The 18,245-nt window shown below is 61.7% G+C and carries 15 protein-coding genes; 3 read left to right on the top strand and 12 right to left on the bottom strand.

What is annotated here, in order from left to right:
• Positions 1-69: 69 nt before the first annotated feature.
• Both iolE and iolB read left to right on the top strand, forming a co-directional pair.
• Positions 70-966, top strand: coding sequence for a myo-inosose-2 dehydratase (gene iolE, locus DCO57_RS09815; RefSeq protein ID WP_116698715.1), 897 nt, complete (start codon positions 70-72; stop codon positions 964-966).
• Positions 963-1,784, top strand: a complete 822-nt coding sequence (gene iolB / locus DCO57_RS09820; protein ID WP_116698716.1) for a 5-deoxy-glucuronate isomerase — start codon at positions 963-965, stop codon at positions 1,782-1,784. Before iolE ends, iolB begins: the two co-directional genes overlap by 4 nt.
• A gap of 43 nt (positions 1,785-1,827) precedes the next feature.
• On the opposite strand, the gene DCO57_RS09825 is transcribed toward iolB, so the two are convergent.
• The 11 genes from DCO57_RS09825 to DCO57_RS09875 form a co-directional block, all read right to left on the bottom strand.
• On the bottom strand, positions 1,828-4,248 hold the full coding sequence (locus tag DCO57_RS09825) for a methyl-accepting chemotaxis protein (protein ID WP_208977881.1): 2,421 nt from the start codon (positions 4,246-4,248) through the stop codon (positions 1,828-1,830).
• Positions 4,249-4,472: 224 nt separating this feature from the next.
• Positions 4,473-5,381: a sugar kinase gene (locus DCO57_RS09830; RefSeq protein ID WP_116698718.1), complete on the bottom strand. Its 909-nt coding sequence runs from the start codon at positions 5,379-5,381 to the stop codon at positions 4,473-4,475.
• A 173-nt stretch (positions 5,382-5,554) separates the two neighbouring features.
• Complete coding sequence (locus tag DCO57_RS09835) at positions 5,555-6,376, bottom strand: carbohydrate ABC transporter permease (RefSeq protein ID WP_244287920.1); 822 nt, start codon at positions 6,374-6,376, stop codon at positions 5,555-5,557.
• A complete protein-coding gene (locus DCO57_RS09840; RefSeq protein WP_116698823.1) occupies positions 6,373-7,260 on the bottom strand; it encodes a sugar ABC transporter permease in 888 nt (295 codons plus the stop codon). Before DCO57_RS09840 ends, DCO57_RS09835 begins: the two co-directional genes overlap by 4 nt.
• Before the next feature lie 122 nt (positions 7,261-7,382).
• Complete coding sequence (locus DCO57_RS09845; protein ID WP_116698719.1) at positions 7,383-8,666, bottom strand: ABC transporter substrate-binding protein; 1,284 nt, start codon at positions 8,664-8,666, stop codon at positions 7,383-7,385.
• A gap of 66 nt (positions 8,667-8,732) precedes the next feature.
• The gene (locus tag DCO57_RS09850; RefSeq protein ID WP_116698824.1) at positions 8,733-9,812 is read right to left on the bottom strand and encodes an ABC transporter ATP-binding protein; all 1,080 of its coding nucleotides are present in this window, start codon (positions 9,810-9,812) and stop codon (positions 8,733-8,735) included.
• Positions 9,799-10,581: a DeoR/GlpR family DNA-binding transcription regulator gene (locus DCO57_RS09855; RefSeq protein ID WP_116698825.1), complete on the bottom strand. Its 783-nt coding sequence runs from the start codon at positions 10,579-10,581 to the stop codon at positions 9,799-9,801. Before DCO57_RS09855 ends, DCO57_RS09850 begins: the two co-directional genes overlap by 14 nt.
• A gap of 523 nt (positions 10,582-11,104) precedes the next feature.
• Entirely contained in the window at positions 11,105-12,199 is a 1,095-nt protein-coding gene (gene ugpC, locus DCO57_RS09860) for a sn-glycerol-3-phosphate ABC transporter ATP-binding protein UgpC (RefSeq protein ID WP_116698720.1), read from the bottom strand.
• 33 nt (positions 12,200-12,232) lie between these two features.
• Positions 12,233-13,381, bottom strand: a complete 1,149-nt coding sequence (locus DCO57_RS09865) for a carbohydrate ABC transporter permease (RefSeq protein ID WP_116698721.1) — start codon at positions 13,379-13,381, stop codon at positions 12,233-12,235.
• Positions 13,382-13,394: 13 nt separating this feature from the next.
• The gene (locus DCO57_RS09870) at positions 13,395-14,636 is read right to left on the bottom strand and encodes a sugar ABC transporter permease (RefSeq protein WP_116698722.1); all 1,242 of its coding nucleotides are present in this window, start codon (positions 14,634-14,636) and stop codon (positions 13,395-13,397) included.
• A gap of 178 nt (positions 14,637-14,814) precedes the next feature.
• On the bottom strand, positions 14,815-16,188 hold the full coding sequence (locus DCO57_RS09875) for an ABC transporter substrate-binding protein (protein WP_116698723.1): 1,374 nt from the start codon (positions 16,186-16,188) through the stop codon (positions 14,815-14,817).
• A gap of 251 nt (positions 16,189-16,439) precedes the next feature.
• Here DCO57_RS09875 and DCO57_RS09880 point away from each other — a divergent pair, with 251 nt between their 5' ends.
• Entirely contained in the window at positions 16,440-17,498 is a 1,059-nt protein-coding gene (locus DCO57_RS09880; RefSeq protein ID WP_116698724.1) for a substrate-binding domain-containing protein, read from the top strand.
• 17 nt (positions 17,499-17,515) lie between these two features.
• Here the strand turns inward: DCO57_RS09880 and DCO57_RS09885 are convergent, their stop codons facing one another.
• Positions 17,516-18,187 (bottom strand): GntR family transcriptional regulator, encoded by a 672-nt coding sequence (locus DCO57_RS09885; protein ID WP_165814706.1) that lies wholly within the window; start codon positions 18,185-18,187, stop codon positions 17,516-17,518.
• Positions 18,188-18,245: the final 58 nt, after the last annotated feature.

Raw genomic sequence — 18,245 nt, forward strand, 5'->3', positions numbered from 1 at the left:
ACTGTTCTGGAGCAGGACGGCCGGGACAGCTGATTTCAACGTTCGTTCAAAACCTGACTGGACACCGCAATGATCCTTTACGGCACCAACCCGATCGCCTGGGCCAATGATGACGACCAGACCCTCGGTGCGCATATCCCCACGGAACAGATCCTGGAGGAAGCTTCGCAGATCGGCTTCGACGGCATCGAGAACGGCCACCGCTGGCCGAATGATCCCGAGGAGCTGAAGCAGCTCCTGGGCGGTCATGGCCTGAAATTCATCTCCGGCTGGTATTCGCTCAACTTGCTCGCACAGTCCGTCGAGGACGAAAAGCGCGCGATCCAGCCGCATCTCGACAAGCTGAAGCACAACGGCTGCAAGGTGTGCATCGTCTGCGAGACCTCCAACACCATTCAGGGCTCGCAGGTCGACATCAACACGAGCCCCGTGCTCGGCGCCGACGAGATGAAGGCCTTCGGCGCGAAGGTCGAGGAGCTCGCGGCCTTCTGCGCCGGTCAGGGCATCGACCTTGTCTACCACCACCACATGGGTACCGTGGTGGAAACGCCCGAGGAAATAGATGCCTTCATGGCGGCGACGGGACCGGCGACCAGACTGCTCTTCGATGCCGGCCACTGCTATTTCGGCGGCAATGGCCGGGATCCGGCGCCGGTTCTCGAGAAATATGCCGACCGCGTCCGCCACTTCCACGCCAAGAACGTGCGTCCCGCCGTCATGAAGGATATCCGCGACAACAGACGGTCCTTCATGGATGGCGTGCGGGCGGGCGTCTTCACCGTGCCGGGCGACGAGGAGGGCGGGGTTGATTTCTCACCGCTGCTCCGGATCCTGAAGGACACGGGCTATCAGGGCTGGATCGTCATCGAAGCGGAGCAGGACCCGGATGTCCGCAACCCGTTTCAATACCAGAGCCTGGGACTGAAAACGCTGAAAGAGATTGCAGGAAAGGTGACACTGACATGAGCGATCTGCTCCGCAAACCGGCCGGAACGACCGGCAAGGTCCATGACATCACCGTCGACAATGCGAAGGGCCCCAAATCACCGGACTGGGGTTATGTCGGGTTCGGCCTCTATCATCTGAAGGCGGGAGAAACGGCGGCCGAGGAAACCGGCGACAGGGAAGTCATCCTGGTGCTGGTCGAGGGCAAGGCGGAAATTTCCGGGGCCGGAGAGGACTTCGGCCTGCTTGGCGAGCGCATGAGCGTCTTCGAGCGCAAGAAACCCCATTGCGTCTATCTTCCCGACGGCACCTCATGGTCCGCCACGGCGGCGACGGACTGCGTGCTGGCTGTGTGCACCGCACCGGGCAAGAGCGGCCACAAGGCCTGCGTCATCACGGGGATCGACGAAGTGGTGCGCGGCAAGGGTGCGAACACCCGGTATATCCATCCCATCGCCATGGAAGAAAGCGACGTCGCCGACAGTCTTCTGGTCACCGAGGTCTTCACCCCGCCAGGCAACTGGTCTTCCTATCCGCCGCACCGGCACGACGAGGACAACTTCCCGGAAATGACCTATCTGGAGGAGACCTATTACCACCGCCTGAACCCGAAACAGGGGTTCGCGTTCCAGCGGGTCTTCACCGAGGACGGGGCACTGGACGAGACCATGACCGTATCCGATGGCGACGTTGTCCTGGTACCCAGGGGACACCATCCCTGCGGCGCGCCGCACGGCTACGAGCTCTACTATCTCAACGTCATGGCGGGACCGATACGCAAATGGCGTTTCCGGAATCATCCGGATCACGACTGGATCGCCCGGCGCGACGCCGAATAGGACGAGGGGCGCCAACGGCGCCCCTGGTTTGCTTTCTGTCGGGTCAGGCAGCGATCAGGAGATGGCCTTCGGCCAGGCTTTCGCTGAACTCGAGACCGCAACCGTTTTCTGTCTGACGCGCGACCGTGCCGGAAAGCTGCGTTCCATCGCCGAGCCGGAGCGTAAGCGGTTCACCGACGCTCACCCCGGACAGGTTCTGGATCTGCGCGCCCGTCACGCTGACATCCACAAGCCGGGCCTTCTCCTCGCGGCCGTCCGCCCGTGTAACGACGATGGCCTCGGAGATGACGTTGCGCTGTGACCGGCGCCTGTCCTGCACGTCGCTGGTGACGCCCTCCAGGAACTTTTCCACCTCCTCGGCCAGGCTCGAGCTGGCGGAGGAAACCAGGTCCGACGCACTGTTCACCGAGCCCGCCTCTTCCGACGTCTGCTGGACCGCGTTGGAAACCACGGACATGCTCCCGGCCGCATTGCCCGTGCTGTCGCTCGCCGATTTGGCCGAGCGGGCAATCTCCTCGTTGGCGGAACGCTGTTCCTCGATCGCACCGGCAACGGAACTTGTCAGATCCCTGATTTCCGAAACCTTGTGCGCGATATGCTCGATCGAACCGGCGGCATCCTTCACCGAGGTTTGAATGCCTCCGATGCGATCGGAGATTTCGTCGGTCGCTTTCGACGTCTGCTCGGCAAGCTGCTTCACCTCGGATGCCACGACCGCAAAGCCCCGGCCCGCCTCGCCCGCACGTGCCGCCTCGATGGTGGCATTCAGGGCCAGCAGATTGGTCTGTGCGGCGATATCCCGGATCAGATTGACGACACTGCCGATATGTTCGGCCGAGTCCGACAGCGTCTTCACGTCCCGATTGGTCCCCTCCGCGGCGTCCACGGTTTCCTGAACGATCCGTGCGGTCGCTTCCGTCTGATTGGCGATTTCCTGGACCGTTGCGGTCATTTCCTCTGTGGCGGCCGCGACGGCCGACACGTTTTCGGAAGCACTGTTGGACGCCCTGTTGGCCTGATCCGACTCGGAACTTGCGTTGCCCGCGATTTCTTCCAGCGTGGATGCGGCCCGGCGCATGAGGGACATCTGGTCGGAGACCGTCGACAGCCGGTCGGTCATCGTCATTTTGAAATCGGCGATCAGATTGACCATCACACCCTGGCGCTGGCGTTCCCTGTCCCGCTCCAGCTGGGCGGTGTTCTCCAGTTGCTTGCGCTGAATGGCATTGTCCTTGAAGACGGACACCGCCTGGAACATTTCGCCGATTTCATCGCGCCGCTGACCGCCGTCGATGTCCACTTTCGTGTCACCCTGGGCAAGGCGTTTCATGGCGTCGACGACCCTGTTGATCGGAACCGTCATCGTCCTTGCCGCGAACACTCCGGCCAGGGCCGCAACGGCAAGCAGCGCAAGACCGGTGATCAGCATGCGGTTTCTGATATCGACAACCGAGGTAAAAGCCTCCGCATAGGATTGCGAGGCGACGACCGCGAATGTCTTGCCGTGATAGTCGAACTTTGCCGCTTCGATATCCAGCTTTTCGTCCCCGTTCAAGGTGCCGTATCCGAACGCCATCCCCTCTGCGAAGGCCTTGTCGATTACCGGACTGGTGAGTTTCGTTAGCAGAATATCGGACTGACCCGCAGTCTTTCCGGAATTGTTCCGCATCAGACGATCTTCACCGATCAGCGCCAGTTCACCGGTTTCACCAAGACCCCGCACATGGCGCATCAATTCGTTGATCACGTCGACTGGCATCTGGAACGCCAACACGCCAAAGGTCGTGTCGCCCATGCGTATCGGGTGGGCGACGAAACTTGCCGGGGCATCGGCGCTCGGGCCGTAGGGGGCGAAATCCTCGAACGCCACCTCATCATGGGAGGTGATCGCCATCGCCTTGCGATAGACTTCTCCGAGATCCGTGCCGGCCCATTTGCCGCCGCCCGTATTGAAATTCGTGGCGTAGTCGGATTCCTTGAACACCGAATAGACGAGATTGCCCTCCGCATCGAACAGGAAGACGTCATAATAGCCCCTGTCCTGCTGCAGCTTCCGGAACCAGGGATGGAAACTGGCATGAACATCGTCATATGCCGATCCGCTGTCCCCGCGATCAAGCAGGTGTTTGTCGCCGGTCGGATGCTGGTTGTCGGTGATATAGGCGGCCTGAAGTACGGTTTCCGGATTGCCGCCGGAAGCTTCCATGGCTTTCCAGGCCGCCGAGAACTCCTGAACCGCTGTGACGGTACCGGGGCTTTCCGCCGTCAGGACCAGTTCACCTTCGATCGTGTTGAGATAGTAAAGCGTCTCCGCGACACTCGTCGTGGCGGCCGTTTTCAGCCGGTCCCGGGTAAGTTGCTCGACGCCGGACACGGTCGTCATGTAGCTGGAGACACCAATTCCCACGCCGACGACTGCAGCAGCGCCAATCACGAGGGCGGGGATTTTTTTTGACAAACGCATCCTTGAAACCATCCGTACCATCTTTCACGTCATGAGGGTGGCAAGCACCGATTTCGTGAAAAACTAGAAGACAGACAAGAACAAAAAATTAATTTGCCATACAGATCAAATACTTACTGAAATATACCTAAGCTTTGGCCTACAACTCCAGATTTTTATGGACAACTATTACAATACGCCTGATCGAGTACCTATCGACTCATCACATTCGGGATATCCAGGGCTCATGCCGGCTGAAGACATTCCACCAGCGCACCGCGGTGCTGGATCACCTTGCCCGCCAGCCCGGCTCCTGCGGCAACCGCGGCTTCCACGTTTTCCGAGCTGAGATATTCCGCCAGGAATGCGGCATTGAAACTGTCTCCGGCGGCCGTCGTGTCCACGATATTGGCCACCGACTTGGGCTGAAAGGCACGCAAATCGCCGGTCCGGGCACAGATCACGTCTTCCGGCCCGTTCTTGACGACAACCATGCCGGCCCCCGCGGCAAGGTAGCGCTCGGCGCTGGTGTTGGGATCGGCATCCCCGAAATGGGTCAGTTCGTCCTCGAAGGAGGGCATCACGAAATCGCAGACACCGGCCGCTTCGGTAACGCTGGTCCGCATCGTGTCCGCGTCTTCCCAGAGACCGGGTCTGAGATTGGGGTCGAATGCGACTTGCGCACCTGCCGTCCGCGCCGTCCGCAGAGCCTGCAGGAACGTGGTGCGGTCCCGCGCCGGAAGGATCGCCAGGGTAATCCCGCTGAAATAGATCAGTCCGGCCTGCTGGAGCGAAGCATCCAGGGCACTGCGGTCCGAGGCCAGGCAGCGGGCCGCTGACTGGGAGCGCCAGTAGGCAAAGCTGCGCTCCCCTTCCGTCAGCTGGATCAGATAGAGACCGATCGTGCGGTCCTCCAGCCTGCGGATGGCGCTGACGTCGATGCCGGACCCTTGAATGAAGTCGAGCATCCGGCTCGAAACCTCGTCGCTGCCCACCGCCGTGTAATAGCCGACGTTCCAGTCGTCGCCCAGATACTTGCGTGTGTACCACGCCGTGTTCAGGGTATCCCCGGCAAAGCCCATGACATAGGACCCGCTGCCGTTCGGCGCCATTTCGACCATACACTCCCCGATGGCCAGGAACGTTTTTGACAAGGGTGCACTCCTTCGACGCGCGCGAAACCGGAAAAACTTAAGGCGGACAATCCGCAGAAAAGCGTGATTTAAATCCATTAACATAGGACGCCGTCAAAGGCCTAGTACCAGAATGGCGAACAGGGAAACCAAAGCGGTTTGACCCGCCCGGAACCGTCAGAATGCAGTGGAAATCACTTGATGCCGGCGCGCATGAAGCTCTGTACGAACTGGCGCTGGAACAGAAGGAAGGCCAGCAGCAACGGCCCCGACGTCATCAGGGTTGCCGCGTTGATGACCGACCATTCGACCCCGCTGTCGACAGCCGAAAACACGCTCAGACCCACGGTGACCGGGCGGGTTTCGACGGAATTCGTGACAATCAGCGGCCACAGGAAATTGTTCCAGTGATGGCTGACAGAAACGAGGCCGTAGGCCAGATAGGTGGGCTTCGCGAGCGGGATATAGACCTTCCACAGGATCGTCAGGAAGGACGCGCCTTCGATGCGGGCCGCCTCGTCCAGTTCCTTCGGAACGGTCATGAATGTCTGGCGAAGCAGGAAGATCCCGAAACCGGAGGCGACATAGGGCAGCGCGATGGCCGGAATGCTGTCTACCAGGTCGAGAAGACGCATGGTCTGGTAGTTCTCCACCATCAGGATGTCCGGCATCACCAGCAGTTGCAGCAGGACCAGCGCAAACAGGATGTTGCGGCCAGGGAAATCGAAACGGGCAAAGGAGAAGGCCGCCAGGGTGCACAGGAAAAACTGACCGGCCAGCACCATGGTCACCAGGATGAACGTGTTCAGAAAGTAGCGGGCAAAGGGCGCCGCGTCCCAGGCCTTGACGAAATTTTCCAGCGTCAGCGGCGCGAACAGCTCGAACCGGGCTTCATAGGCGGCCGGATGAAAGGCGGTCCACACCGCATAGGCCAGCGGCAGCACCCAGACAAGCGCCAGAATCCAGGCGGCGAGCGCATTCAGCAGCCGGTCGAAGGTCATGGCCGGGGCCCTCATCGGTAGTGCACCTTGCGGTCGAAGAAGAAGAACTGACCGAGCGCCAGCAGGGACAGGAGAACCAGCAGCGCCACGGTGAGTGTCGCGCCATAGGCGGTTTCCCAGAACCGGAAAGCCACTTCATAGATATAGAAGAGCAGCAGCGCCGAGGCATTGTCGGGGCCGCCGTCCGTCAGGATGAAGATGTGGTCGACAAGGCGAAAGGAATTGATCACCGCGTTGACGCATACGAACAGCGTCGTGGGCATCAGCAGCGGAAATGTGATCCGGCGGAAAACCGTCCAGCGCCCGGCCCCCTCGATCTGCGCCGCCTCCTTCAGGGTGACGGGGATCGACTGCAGCGCCGCCAGGTAGAAGATCATGAAGAAACCGGCTTCCTTCCAGACCGTGACGACTATGATGGCGTTGAGCGCGCTGTCCGGATTGCCGAGGTAGTTGGTGGCCGGCCAGCCCAACAGGAAGCCGGTGATCTGGTCGAACAGACCGAAACCCGGCGTATAGAAGAACAGCCAGATATTCGCCACGGCGATCAGGGGCAGGACCGTCGGCGTGAAATAGGCCATGCGCACGAAACTCCGCCCGGCCAGTTTTTCGTTCACCCACAGCGCCATGACGATCGCCAGCGCGACCGAAACCGGAATGGTCCCCAGGGCAAACCAGAGATTGTTCCACAGCACCTTCCAGAACACCGGATCGCCGATCATCTGCTCGTAGTTGTCCAGGCCGACGAATTTCGCCGGGCGGCGGCCGCGCGGTGTGGAAAAGAAGCTGTTCAGGATCGTCGTGACCGCCGGGATATGCGTGAAGGCAAACAGGAACACCAGCGCCGGCAGCAGCAGCAGCCAGCCTGTGATCCATTCGCGCCTGAATTTCGAGCCCCGCATTACAGAAATATCCGTCGTCCTGAAGATGTCGATGTCGCCCGGGAACCGCCCGGACAATCCCTGAAAACGAAAGGAGGGGCGATGCACCGGAGCTGCCTCCGGCACACCGCCCTTCCGCGATGTCAGCGGTATTCGGCCAGGATCTCGTCCGCCTTGGCCTGCGCCTCTTTCAGAGCCGTCGCGGCGTCCTTCTTGCCGGTGATCGCCGCGTCAAGCGCATCGTTGAAGATGCCGGTGATGCGCTGGTTCTGATAGGTGGACAGTTCCGCCTTGGCGAATTCCAGCTGGTCACGGGCAACCAGGGCCTGCGGGAAGTCGGCGGCATAGGCCTTCATCGTGTCCGTTTCCCAGGTTTCCGGGCGCGGAGCGACGTAACCGGTGGCGATGGTCCATTTCGCGGACTGCTCCGGTGCGGTGATCCACTGAACGAATTTCACGGCAGCCTTGGCCTGCTCGTCGGAAGCCCCCTTGAACAGATAGAAGTTGCCGCCGCCTGTCGGAGCGCCGCGCTGGACCTTTTCCGGAAGCATGGCGACGCCGAACTCGAAGGGCGCGTTTTCACGCACGTTGGTCAGGTTGCCGGTCGTGGTCCACATCATTGCCGTCTGGCCTTCGAAGAAAGCCTTCGGGGTCGCGCCCCACTCGATGATGCCCGGCGCCATGATTTCGTATTCGGTGCTCAGGTCGACCATATAGTCCAGTGCCTCGACGACTTTCGGATCGTCGAAATTGGTCTTGTTGCCTTCCGCATTCGCCAGGATCGCGCCGTTTTCGATGGCAAGTCCCTGGAACAGCCAGTAGGGGAAGCCCGAAGAGGGAATGCGCACGCCCCACTGGGTCACGTTTCCGGAAGCATCCTTCATGGTCAGCTTCTTGCCGAATTCGACCATCTCGTCCCAGGTAGCCGGGGCGACTTCCGGATCCAGACCGGCCGCCTTGAAGGCTTCCTTGTTCCAGTAGAGAACCGGCGTGGAGCGCTGGAAGGGAATGCCGTAGGTCTTGCCGCCGGTCTGGCTGTTTTCCATGAAGGCCGGGTAGAAGCCGTCCACCCATTTCCTGTCTTCATCGGTGCTCAGGTAGTCGTCGAAGGGAATGATCAGGTCTTCGTCGATCAGGGTGAACATGTCGACGGCCAGGATCACGGACAGCTGCGGCGGGTTGCCGCCGCGCGATGCGGTGATCGCCTTGGCGACCGTGTCCTGATAGGAGCCGGCATAGACGGCGTCGATGGTCACATCCGGGTTCTTGGCGACATATTCGTCGGTCAGACCCTGAATGGTGTCGGCGGCCTTGCCGCCGACGGCGACAGGAAAATAGAATTGCAGGTCGACAGCCTGAGCGGAGGCCCAGGTGCTGAAGGAAAGCGCCGTTGCGGCAACGGCTTTCAGGAAGAAGGACTTCAACATCGGTTTAGTTCCCAAGGTTTGAGCATCCGCAACACTGCGGCTGTCTGCGCGGTCGCACGCAGCTTGTCAGGAACGCAATTGCGCTCCGAATTCCGAAACGAGATCGTCCCTGCGTCTGCCGGTTTGCCCGTCGAAGACATGCAGGGCACCGTTCTCGAAACCGAGATCGATGGACTGGCCCGGCACCACGGCCCCTGTCGTCGGCAGCCTCACCTGGAAGACCGTTTCGCCGGCCACGCAATCGGCCAGGATATCGGCGCCCAGATATTCAAGGGCCCACACCGACGCGGTCAGCGGACCGCCCTTTTCAAGGTGCATGGCTTCCGGACGGATACCGAGCTGGTGCGCCGGGGCGCCGGCCAGCCTGCCGAAGGCGCTTGCCGGGAACAGGTTCATCGGCGGCGTGCCGACGAACCGGGCAGCGAAAGGGCTCGCCGGTTTTTCGTAAAGCGCACGCGGGGGCGCTGCCTGCTCCAGCCGGCCTGCGTTCAGCAGAACAACCTGGTCGGCCATCGTGATGGCTTCCACCTGGTCGTGGGTCACATAGACCATCGTGAATCCCAGCTGCTTCTGCAGGGCACGGATTTCCACCCGCATCTCGTGACGCAGCTTGGCGTCGAGATTTGAAAGCGGTTCATCCATCAGGCAGATGGGCTTTTCTCCGATAATGGCCCGGCCCAGAGCGACACGCTGCTGCTGACCACCGGAAAGCTGCCCCGGCTTGCGGTCCAGAAGCGGTGAAAGCCCCAGGAGATCCGCCACCCTGGCAAGCCGCGCCTCCCGGTCGGCCCGGCCGACCCGGCGCACCTTCAGCCCGAAGACGATGTTTTCGGCGACACTCAGATGCGGGAAAAGCGCATAGGACTGGAAGACCATGGACAGGTCCCGCTTGGAGGAGGGCCGGCCCGTCACGTCCTCTCCGCCGACAAGCACCCGTCCCTCACTCACCGTCTCCAGCCCGGCGATCATCCGCAGGGTTGTCGACTTGCCGCAACCGGACGGTCCGAGCAGCGCCGTGAAGGAGCCTTCGGGGATATGAATCGAGAGCCCGTCGACGGCCGTGGTCTCACCCCATCTTCGGGTGACACTCTCCAGCCGGATCGGCTTGCCGGCGCGCGGCGGCAGGTCACGGTCAGTTCCCGTCATCGGCGACATGAACCTCCGTCTTTGTGCCCGTGAGGCTGGCAAGAATGGCCGGCGGCACGGGCCGGTCCGTGAAAACCGCGTCCACATCGCCCAGATGCCCACCGCGGACATGGGCGTTGCGCCCGAACTTGCTGTGGTCGAGCACCAGGAAGGACCTGCGGCAATTGGCGAGGATCGACTGCCGCGCGGCCACCTCATCCTCATGGAAGTCCAGCAGCGTTCCATCCTCATCGACACCGGCCACGCCGAAAATGCCGATATCGACCTTGTAGTTGGAAAAGAAGGCCTGCGCCGACGACCCCAGCACGTCCCGGTCTCCGTGCCGCAAGCGGCCGCCGGCGATGGTCACCTGGAAGCTCGGATTGGCGGAGGCGGTGAAGGCAACATTCAGGTTGTTGGTGAAAATGGCCAGATTCTCGTGACCGGTCAGGGCCTGCATCGCGATTTCCGGCGTGGTACCGATGGAAAAGGCCAGCGAACTGCCGTTTTCGACCTCGCGCGCCACAAGCGCCGCGATCAGCTGTTTTTCCGCAAGGTTCAGGATCTGCCGGGTGGAATAGTGAATATTGGCTGCGGGCGCCGGCGGCTCCACGCCCCCATGTGTCCGCCGCAGAATCCCCAGCTCGCACAAGCCGTTCACATCGCGGCGGATCGTCTGGGTGGTCACGTCAAAGCGGTCGGCCAGATCCTCCACCGAGGCAAAGCCGGCCTTCTGCACCAGATCGGCGATTTCCGCCTGACGTTTCGAAATGTCTATCTGCCCAAACATATCTTCCAACCTGTTTCATTCAGCCTGCCCGGCCGGTGCCGTTGGCAGGCTCATCCCGAGAGTTTCGGCGGACTCGAAAGTGCTCGGCTTCGAACCCCGATAAATCATTTTCATATGAACCTTATTCGACGCTCATATGAAAATGCTGTGACAGTGCCGATTTCCGCCGGACGGACGCACCGCCCCGCGGCACAGCCTGCATCGGCCGCAGCGCGGCAACCGGCACTCCCAAACGGATTGCAGCTGGCGCCGGTACGTTGGAGCCCGATATTCGCAAAGAGATGAAAGTCGTCTGGATCAGAACGCGCTCGCGCCGTTCCCGGAAAACGCCCGAGCTGCCCGGATTGATATCGCGAACACGACCATCGAGCTGCGCAAAGCAAGCACAGCAACGCCCCGCCTTCCGGCGGTCATCCCCGACTTGGTCGGGGATCCATTGGCTTACCGGGCGGCATTCTTCCCCTCCCCTCGCTGGGAGGAGCTATGACCGCACCGTCTCACAGGAAATCAGGGGTGACACCCTCTAGCGGTAGAGAAACGACGTCCCCTTGTCGTCGAAGAGATGCAGTTTTTCCGGGGCGGCGGTCAGGCGGATCGTGGTTCCCTTGGCGATCTTGTGGATGCCCGGCAGCTTGGCGATCAGAGCGTCCTCACCGTTCTTTGACATGAAATAGAGCACTGTGGTCTCGCCCAGAGCCTCGACGATATCCACATCGGCGGAGACGAGGAACGTGTCGCTGTCGGTGATCGTCAGGTCTTCCGGCCGCACGCCCAGCCGGACCGTGCTTCCGGCATCTTCGCTCCGGGAGGCGATCGGCACGCTTGCCCGGCCGCCGCCGTCAGCCATCTGCACCGATGTGGTCTCGCCGGTCGCCGTGACTTTCGCTTCCAGCAGGTTCATTGCCGGTGAACCGATGAACTGGGCCACGAAGGTGTTCGCCGGACGCTCATAAAGGTCGAGCGGTGCACCGACCTGCTCGATGTTGCCGCCGTGCAGCACCACGATGCGGCTGGCGAGGGTCATCGCCTCCACCTGGTCGTGGGTCACATAGACCATGGTGCTTTCCGGCATGCTTTCCTTGAGCTGCGCGATCTCGATCCTTGTGGCCACCCGCAGCGCCGCATCGAGGTTGGACAGCGGCTCGTCGAAGAGGAACACCTTGGGATTGCGCACGATGGCCCGGCCGATGGCCACCCGCTGGCGCTGCCCGCCGGACAACGCTTTCGGCAGGCGGTCCAGATAGGGTTCGAGCTGCAGGATGCGCGCCGCGTTGGCAATGGCCGCGTCGATTTCCGCCCGCGATTTCCTGGCGATCTTCATGCCGAAGGCCATGTTGTCGCGCACCGTCATATGCGGATAAAGCGCATAGGTCTGGAAGACCATGGCGATGCCGCGCTGGGCCGGCGGCACGTCGTTCATGCGCTCGGTGTCGATCTCCAGCGTCCCGCCCGTGATCGTCTCCAGCCCCGCGATCATCCGCAGCAGCGTGGACTTGCCGCAGCCGGACGGTCCGACGAAGACGATCAGCTCGCCCTGGTCGATCTCCAGATTGATGTTCCTGAGGACTTCAACACTTCCGTAGGACTTGCTGACATCTTTCAAGGACAGAGAGGACATGCCGGCGGCTCCCCAAATTGGTTGTTTTTCATTTTATTTCACCGATCCCGCAAGAAGGCCGCGGACGAGATAGCGCTGCAGGGCGAAGAACACCGCCAGCGGAACGGCGATCGAGACAAAGGCGGCCGTCGCAAGGATTTCCCAGTTGCCGCCCCGGGTGCCGAGCAGTTCGACGATCTGTTTTGTCATGACGGTCGTCTCGCCGGTGGCGTCGATCAGGAACACCATCGCCACAAGCAGATCGTTCCAGGTCCACAGGAACTGGAAGATCGCGAAGGAGGCAAGCGCGGGAAAGGACAGCGGAAGGATGATCTTGACGAAGATCTGGAAGTCCGTTGCCCCGTCGACCCTGGCGTTCTCGATGATGTCGCGCGGCAGGCCCACCATGTAGTTGCGCAGCAGATAGATCGCCAGCGGCAGGCCGAAGCCCGTATGCGCCAGCCAGACGCCCAGATAGCCCTTGCCGATCCCCACCGCCAGATGCAGCTTCAACAGCGGGATCAGGGCAAGCTGGAGCGGCACCACCAGCAGCGCTACGACCGCCGCGATCAGCAGCGCCCGGCCGGGGAACCGCATCCAGGCCAGCGCATAGGCCGCGAAGGCGGCAATGACGATCGGTATGATGGTCGCCGGAATCACCACCGTCAGCGTGTTGAAGAAGGCCCTGGTCATGCCCTCCCGGTTCGACGGGTCGAACAGCATGTCCCGGTAATTGTCGAGAGTGAATTCAGGGGGGGAGGTCGCGGTCACGAAAACCCGCTCGCCGCGCCGGCCGGAAAATTCCGTTTCGTTGACGAGCAGGTAGTCGCCATCGGCCTGAACCGTCAGACGGCCGTCCTCGCCCATGTCGGCCGTGTCTCCCGGCTTGTAGGCGGCGATATCGCGGCTGGACGTCCCCCAGGTGGAGATCGTCGCCTCCCGGTCCGCCTCGAAAAGATTGCCGCGGATCACCCAGAGCCCGTCTTCCCGCACCTGTGTATCCGGATTGGCGGTGCGCAGGGTCTCGTTGCGCTCTGACGGCAGCATCGACGCCCACCAGCCGCTGGAGGAAATCTGGTCCGCCGTGCGGAAGGACGACACGAACAGGCCGACGGTCGGAAACAGCCAGAGCGCGACAAGCGCCACGACGGAGATCTGCACGGCCCAGGTGAGACCGGATTTGGTCCCTGCGATTGACGACATGGCTCCGGCTCCCTCAGTTCATCTCTTTGCGTGCGTTGTAGACGTTCCACACAAGGATCGGCAGCACGAGTACCATGATGACGATGGCGCTGGCCGAGCCGACGCCCCAGTCGTTCGCCCGGAACAGCTTGTCATACATGTAGTTGGCCAGAACCTGGGTCTCCCATTGCCCGTTGGTCATGGCAAAGACGATGTCGAAGACCTTCAGGACGACCAGCGTGATGGTGGTCCACACGACGACGATCGTTCCCATGATCTGCGGCACCTTTATCTTGAAGAAGATCTGGAACGGATTGGCCCCGTCGAGAATAGCCGCCTCGATGGTCTCCTCCGGAATGCCGCGCAGCGCCGCCGACAGGATGACCATGGCAAAGCCGGTCTGGATCCAGACCAGCACCACCATCAGGAATAAACTGTTCCAGAACGGCAGGGTCAGCCATGTCTGCGGCGCGCCATACGCGAATTCAGCTGTCATGACCGAATGGACCGACCCGAGGGACAGCCAGATCAGCCAGACAGCGACAAGCCCGGCGGTCAGGCGCAGCGGCACGGCCCACCAGGAAGCGCGGGCCTGTCCGGTTTCCCGGCGGATCAGCGGCTTGAGCGCCAGATAGACGACATAGGCCATGAGGAGCGCGAAGCACAGCACGATGGCAGCCGGCAACAGGCGCAGAAAGAGAAAGGACCCCGGTCCACCCTCGAACATCAGCCAGACGGCGTTGAGCACACCGATCTGGTCCTGATTGGCGGGGCGGGTGTCGTAGATGAGCTTGAAGATCACCGCCGCGCCGACAAAGGAGATCGCCATGGGCATGAAGATGAAGGACTTGGCAACGTTGCCCCAGGCGATGCGGTCGGTCAGCTGCGCCGCGAGCAGCCCGAAGGCGGTGGCAACCGCCGGCACCACGATGAGCCAGAGCATGTTGTTGCGCATGGCTTCCCAGAACTTCGGCTCGCTCGCCATCTGGGCATAATTGTCCAGGCCGACAAACGCCCCGTCCAGACTGCGGTCGGTCAGGGAAAGCCGCAGGGTCTCGATGACCGGATAGCCCAGATAGAGCCCCAGGGCGAAGATGGCCGGAAAGAGGAACAGCCAGGGACGGATCATGTTGGCGCGGTTGATGTTCCGGCCGATATGCCTGCCGCGTGCGGGAAACAGGACCTTGTCCAGAAACTGGTTGGACAGATAGAAATAACCGATACATCCGCCGACACCGACGATGATGGTGATCAGCCCTTGCAATGCCGGATTCATTGTTTCCTCCCCGGGAGTCTGCCGATGCGATCAGCCTGCCTTCGTCACCTGGCCGCAAGGCGAAGGTTGGCCGGTGCTGCGAGCCTTTCCGGCTCCTTGTCGAAAGCACCCCTCGGCGATGCGGGATCTGCCCGGAGCGCAGGGCACTCCGGGCAGATCGTTTCGTTTGACGCGGACCCTATTTCAGGGCGTCCCAGGAGGACTGGATATTGTCCGCCACGTCCTGGGCAGGCTTGCCGCCTACATAGTCGACCATTCCGGTCCAGAAGGATCCCGCCCCTACGGCGCCGGGCATCAGGTCGGACCCGTCGAAACGGAAGGTGGTTGCATTCAGCAGAATATCGCCGAGAGCCTTGCGGGTCTCCGAGACATAGACGTCCTGGTTCACTCCCTTGAGCGGTGTCAGGAAACCACCGCCTTCCATGGACATCCACAGTTCATGGGCAATCGGCGTTTCAAGGAACTCGATCAGGGCATGGGCGGCCGGGCTGTCCTTGGTGATGGCGAACAGGGTGCCCGCTCCCAGGACCGGAGAGCCGAGATCCTTTTCCGCATAGGCGGGGAAGTAGAAGAAGTCGGCGTCGAGCCCGATTTCCGTTCCTTCCGGAAAGAAGGCCGGAATGAAGGACGCCTGACGGTGCATGTAGCACTGCGGCGGAGACGAGAACATGCCTTTCGGACTGTCGCGGAAATCCGTCGAGGCCACCGCACCGGCACCGCCGGCGACGAAATCGTCATTGCGGGCGAACCAGCCGAATTCATCGATGGCCGCGACCACCTTTGGATCATTGAACGGCAGTTCGTTGGTCACCCACTGGTCATAGACATCGGCCGGCTGCGTGCGCAGCATCATGTCCTCGACCCAGTCGGTCGCCGGCCAGCCCGTCGCGGCACCGGACCCCAGTCCGATGCACCAGGGCGTGCCGCCATCCGCGACGATCTGTTCGGTCAGGGCCTTCAGCTCTTCCATGGTGGAAGGAACCTCATAGCCCGCATCCTCGAAGTTCTCCGGAACGTACCAGACCAGCGATTTCACGTCGGCCTTGTAGGGGAATGCGTAGAAGGTCTTGCTGCCGTCCTTGCCTTCGTAGCTGCCAAGGTCAACCCAGGACTGGCCGGCCGCGTAGTTTTCCTTCATCCAGGCTTCGGCTTCGGCGCCCAGCGGCGTCAGGAAACCGCGCCTGGCCAGATCGGCCGCCAGCCCCGGCTGCGGAAAGACGGCCACATTCGGAGCGGAGCCGGCCTCGGCGTCGACGACGATCTGCTGCTCCATGCTGTCGGAGCCGGTATAGCGGACATCCACATTGGCCGCCTCGCCGAAATAGGCCAGAACCGCCTCGAGAGCTTCCTGGTCCGGCCCGAGCCACGGACCCAGGATGGTGACCTGCTCACCGCCGAGATCATGGGACTCGGCGAAGGCCTGGTAGCTGTCCCAGTTGAAACGCGTATCCTCGCCGGGCGCATACATGAGATCGGCTGCCGCGGCGGCGCTGATCCCCAAAGCCGCGCCCAGCGCCACACCTGCCGTGCAGGCCATCAAATATCTTTTCATGTCAATCCTCCCAGATTGTCCTCTTCCCTGGACACTCAATTTAAAGTGGCACACCCAACCGCCCGGCAGCAATACCCGTACGCATCGTCAGGACAGGCATTCCTCCCGGGAGCGGCCATCCAAACCGCTTTGGATTTCGCTCACACCATGTCGGCACGCTTCGGCCTTGTCAAGCAGACAACTGACGATTTAGTGTTGCATTTCAATAGAAGCCTCTCGGGAGGAGCGCTTTCAAAGCGTTTTGGGCATATATGAGCAAGGGTGTGAACCTCAAGGAATTGTCGCAACGGCTGAATTTGTCGCAAACGACGGTCAGCCGGGCCTTGAACGGCTATCCGGAAGTCAGCGCCGAAACACGCCGCCGCGTGGCCGAAATGGCCGACAGGCTGGGATACGCCCCGAACAGCCAGGCCAGGCGTCTTGCGACCGGCCGGTCCATGGCCATCGGCCATGTCATACCGCGCTCGATCCATGAAATGATGAATCCCATCTTCCTGGAGTTCATCGCGGGGGCGGGCGAGACCTATTCCAGGCACGGGTACGACATGACCCTGACGGTCGTCGACGACACCCATGAGGAGGACGCCTACCGGCAGATCGCCTCGCGCAAGAAGGCCGACGGCGTCATCATTCACAGCCCGGCCAATGAAGAGCGCCGGCACCTCCTGCTCAGGGAACTCAATCTGCCCTTCGTCGTACACGGCCGGATACCGGGCGCCGAGGCCGAGACCACCTGGGTCGACATGAAGAACCGGCGAGCCTTCGAACGGGCAACCAATCTGCTGCTGGATCTGGGTCACACCCGCATCGCTCTTCTCAACGGCCTTGAGCATATGGATTTCGCCCACCGGCGGCGCAGGGGATTTGAGGACGCGCTGGCCGCACGCGGACTGGCTCCCGACCCTGCCCTCATGCGCAGAGCCGACATGACCGAACCCTATGGCTGTGAAAACGCGATGGCGATGCTCGGGAGCGACAATCCTCCGACCGCCTTCCTGGTGTCCTCGATGATTTCAGCCATCGGTGTGGCCCGCGCGGTCGGACAATGCGGCCTGAAGGTCGGCAAGGATGTCTCCATCATCACCCACGACGATGCGCTGTCCTTCCTGCCCAATTGCGGCGAGGTTCCGATATTCACCTGCACACGGTCCTCCGTTCGCTATGCGGGCGAAAAGGCGGCGGAGCTGCTTCTTGCGATGATTGCGGATCCGACCGCCAAACCTTCGTCCCTGCATATGGACGCGGAACTGATCATCGGCCAGTCGACGGGTCCGGCGCCTTCGCCGGGACCGGGCAAAGCCGCAAGCTGAACCCGGCCAGAGCCACCCTAGACGTGCGGCAGACCGCAGTCCTCCAGAACCTGCTTCATCCTGGCAAGACCGGCCAGCCGGTGTTCCCGGGCGACAGTCGACGCCTTCTCCGGATCCTCGGCCCGGATCGCCTCATACAGCGCCCGGTGATCGCCTGGATCGGCAGCCGGTCCCTTGTTCATCCGGACCAGAACGAGTGTGCCTCGGAAGACCTGATTGAGAAGACCGGAAATCATTTCGTCGAGCCGGGCATTTTCGCTGCCCTGGGCAATCAGCCGGTGAAAGCGGTCATCCAGCACCGCCCAGGCATCCATGTCGCCGGCGTTCAGGGCATTTTCCGCACAGGTTACCGCCTCTTCGATACGGTCCAGCATCAGGTCGGAGCATTTCCCTTTCGCGGCAGAGGCGGCGGCAAGCCCCTCCAGAACGGACAGGATTTCGAAAACCTCGCAGATGTCCTTTTTCGAAATGGCGAGAACTCTCGCGCCACGCCGCGGAATGAGATCGACCAGCCTTTCGGCCTCCAGGCGAATCAATGCCTCGCGCACGGGCGTCCGGCTCATGCCGAGCCGACCCGCGATATCCGGTTCCGGCGCCTGAAAGCCTGGCGGAAGCTTCCCGTTCAGGATATCGGCCTTCAAACGCTCATAGGCTTTGTCGACCCGCGTGGATTTGACTTTCGGTGGCATTGCGGAAAGCACCCGACCCCTCACATGTGTGACAGCAGATTGCATCTGTCCGGCCCTG

It is taken from the genome of Labrenzia sp. 011, from assembly GCF_003075075.1.
Classification (GTDB): Bacteria; Pseudomonadota; Alphaproteobacteria; order Rhizobiales; family Stappiaceae; genus Roseibium.

Bases quoted from the DNA above. Each gene is read 5' to 3' on its own strand.
- iolE (WP_116698715.1), top strand. From the start codon at position 70: ATGATCCTTTACGGCACCAACCCGATCGCCTGGGCCAATGATGACGAC.
- iolB (WP_116698716.1), top strand. From the start codon at position 963: ATGAGCGATCTGCTCCGCAAACCGGCCGGAACGACCGGCAAGGTCCAT.
- DCO57_RS09825 (WP_208977881.1), bottom strand. From the start codon at position 4,248: ATGCGTTTGTCAAAAAAAATCCCCGCCCTCGTGATTGGCGCTGCTGCA.
- DCO57_RS09835 (WP_244287920.1), bottom strand. From the start codon at position 6,376: ATGAGGGCCCCGGCCATGACCTTCGACCGGCTGCTGAATGCGCTCGCC.
- DCO57_RS09840 (WP_116698823.1), bottom strand. From the start codon at position 7,260: ATGCGGGGCTCGAAATTCAGGCGCGAATGGATCACAGGCTGGCTGCTG.
- DCO57_RS09845 (WP_116698719.1), bottom strand. From the start codon at position 8,666: ATGTTGAAGTCCTTCTTCCTGAAAGCCGTTGCCGCAACGGCGCTTTCC.
- DCO57_RS09850 (WP_116698824.1), bottom strand. From the start codon at position 9,812: ATGACGGGAACTGACCGTGACCTGCCGCCGCGCGCCGGCAAGCCGATC.
- DCO57_RS09855 (WP_116698825.1), bottom strand. From the start codon at position 10,581: ATGTTTGGGCAGATAGACATTTCGAAACGTCAGGCGGAAATCGCCGAT.
- ugpC (WP_116698720.1), bottom strand. From the start codon at position 12,199: ATGTCCTCTCTGTCCTTGAAAGATGTCAGCAAGTCCTACGGAAGTGTT.
- DCO57_RS09865 (WP_116698721.1), bottom strand. From the start codon at position 13,381: ATGTCGTCAATCGCAGGGACCAAATCCGGTCTCACCTGGGCCGTGCAG.
- DCO57_RS09870 (WP_116698722.1), bottom strand. From the start codon at position 14,636: ATGAATCCGGCATTGCAAGGGCTGATCACCATCATCGTCGGTGTCGGC.
- DCO57_RS09875 (WP_116698723.1), bottom strand. From the start codon at position 16,188: ATGAAAAGATATTTGATGGCCTGCACGGCAGGTGTGGCGCTGGGCGCG.
- DCO57_RS09880 (WP_116698724.1), top strand. From the start codon at position 16,440: ATGAGCAAGGGTGTGAACCTCAAGGAATTGTCGCAACGGCTGAATTTG.
- DCO57_RS09885 (WP_165814706.1), bottom strand. From the start codon at position 18,187: ATGCCACCGAAAGTCAAATCCACGCGGGTCGACAAAGCCTATGAGCGT.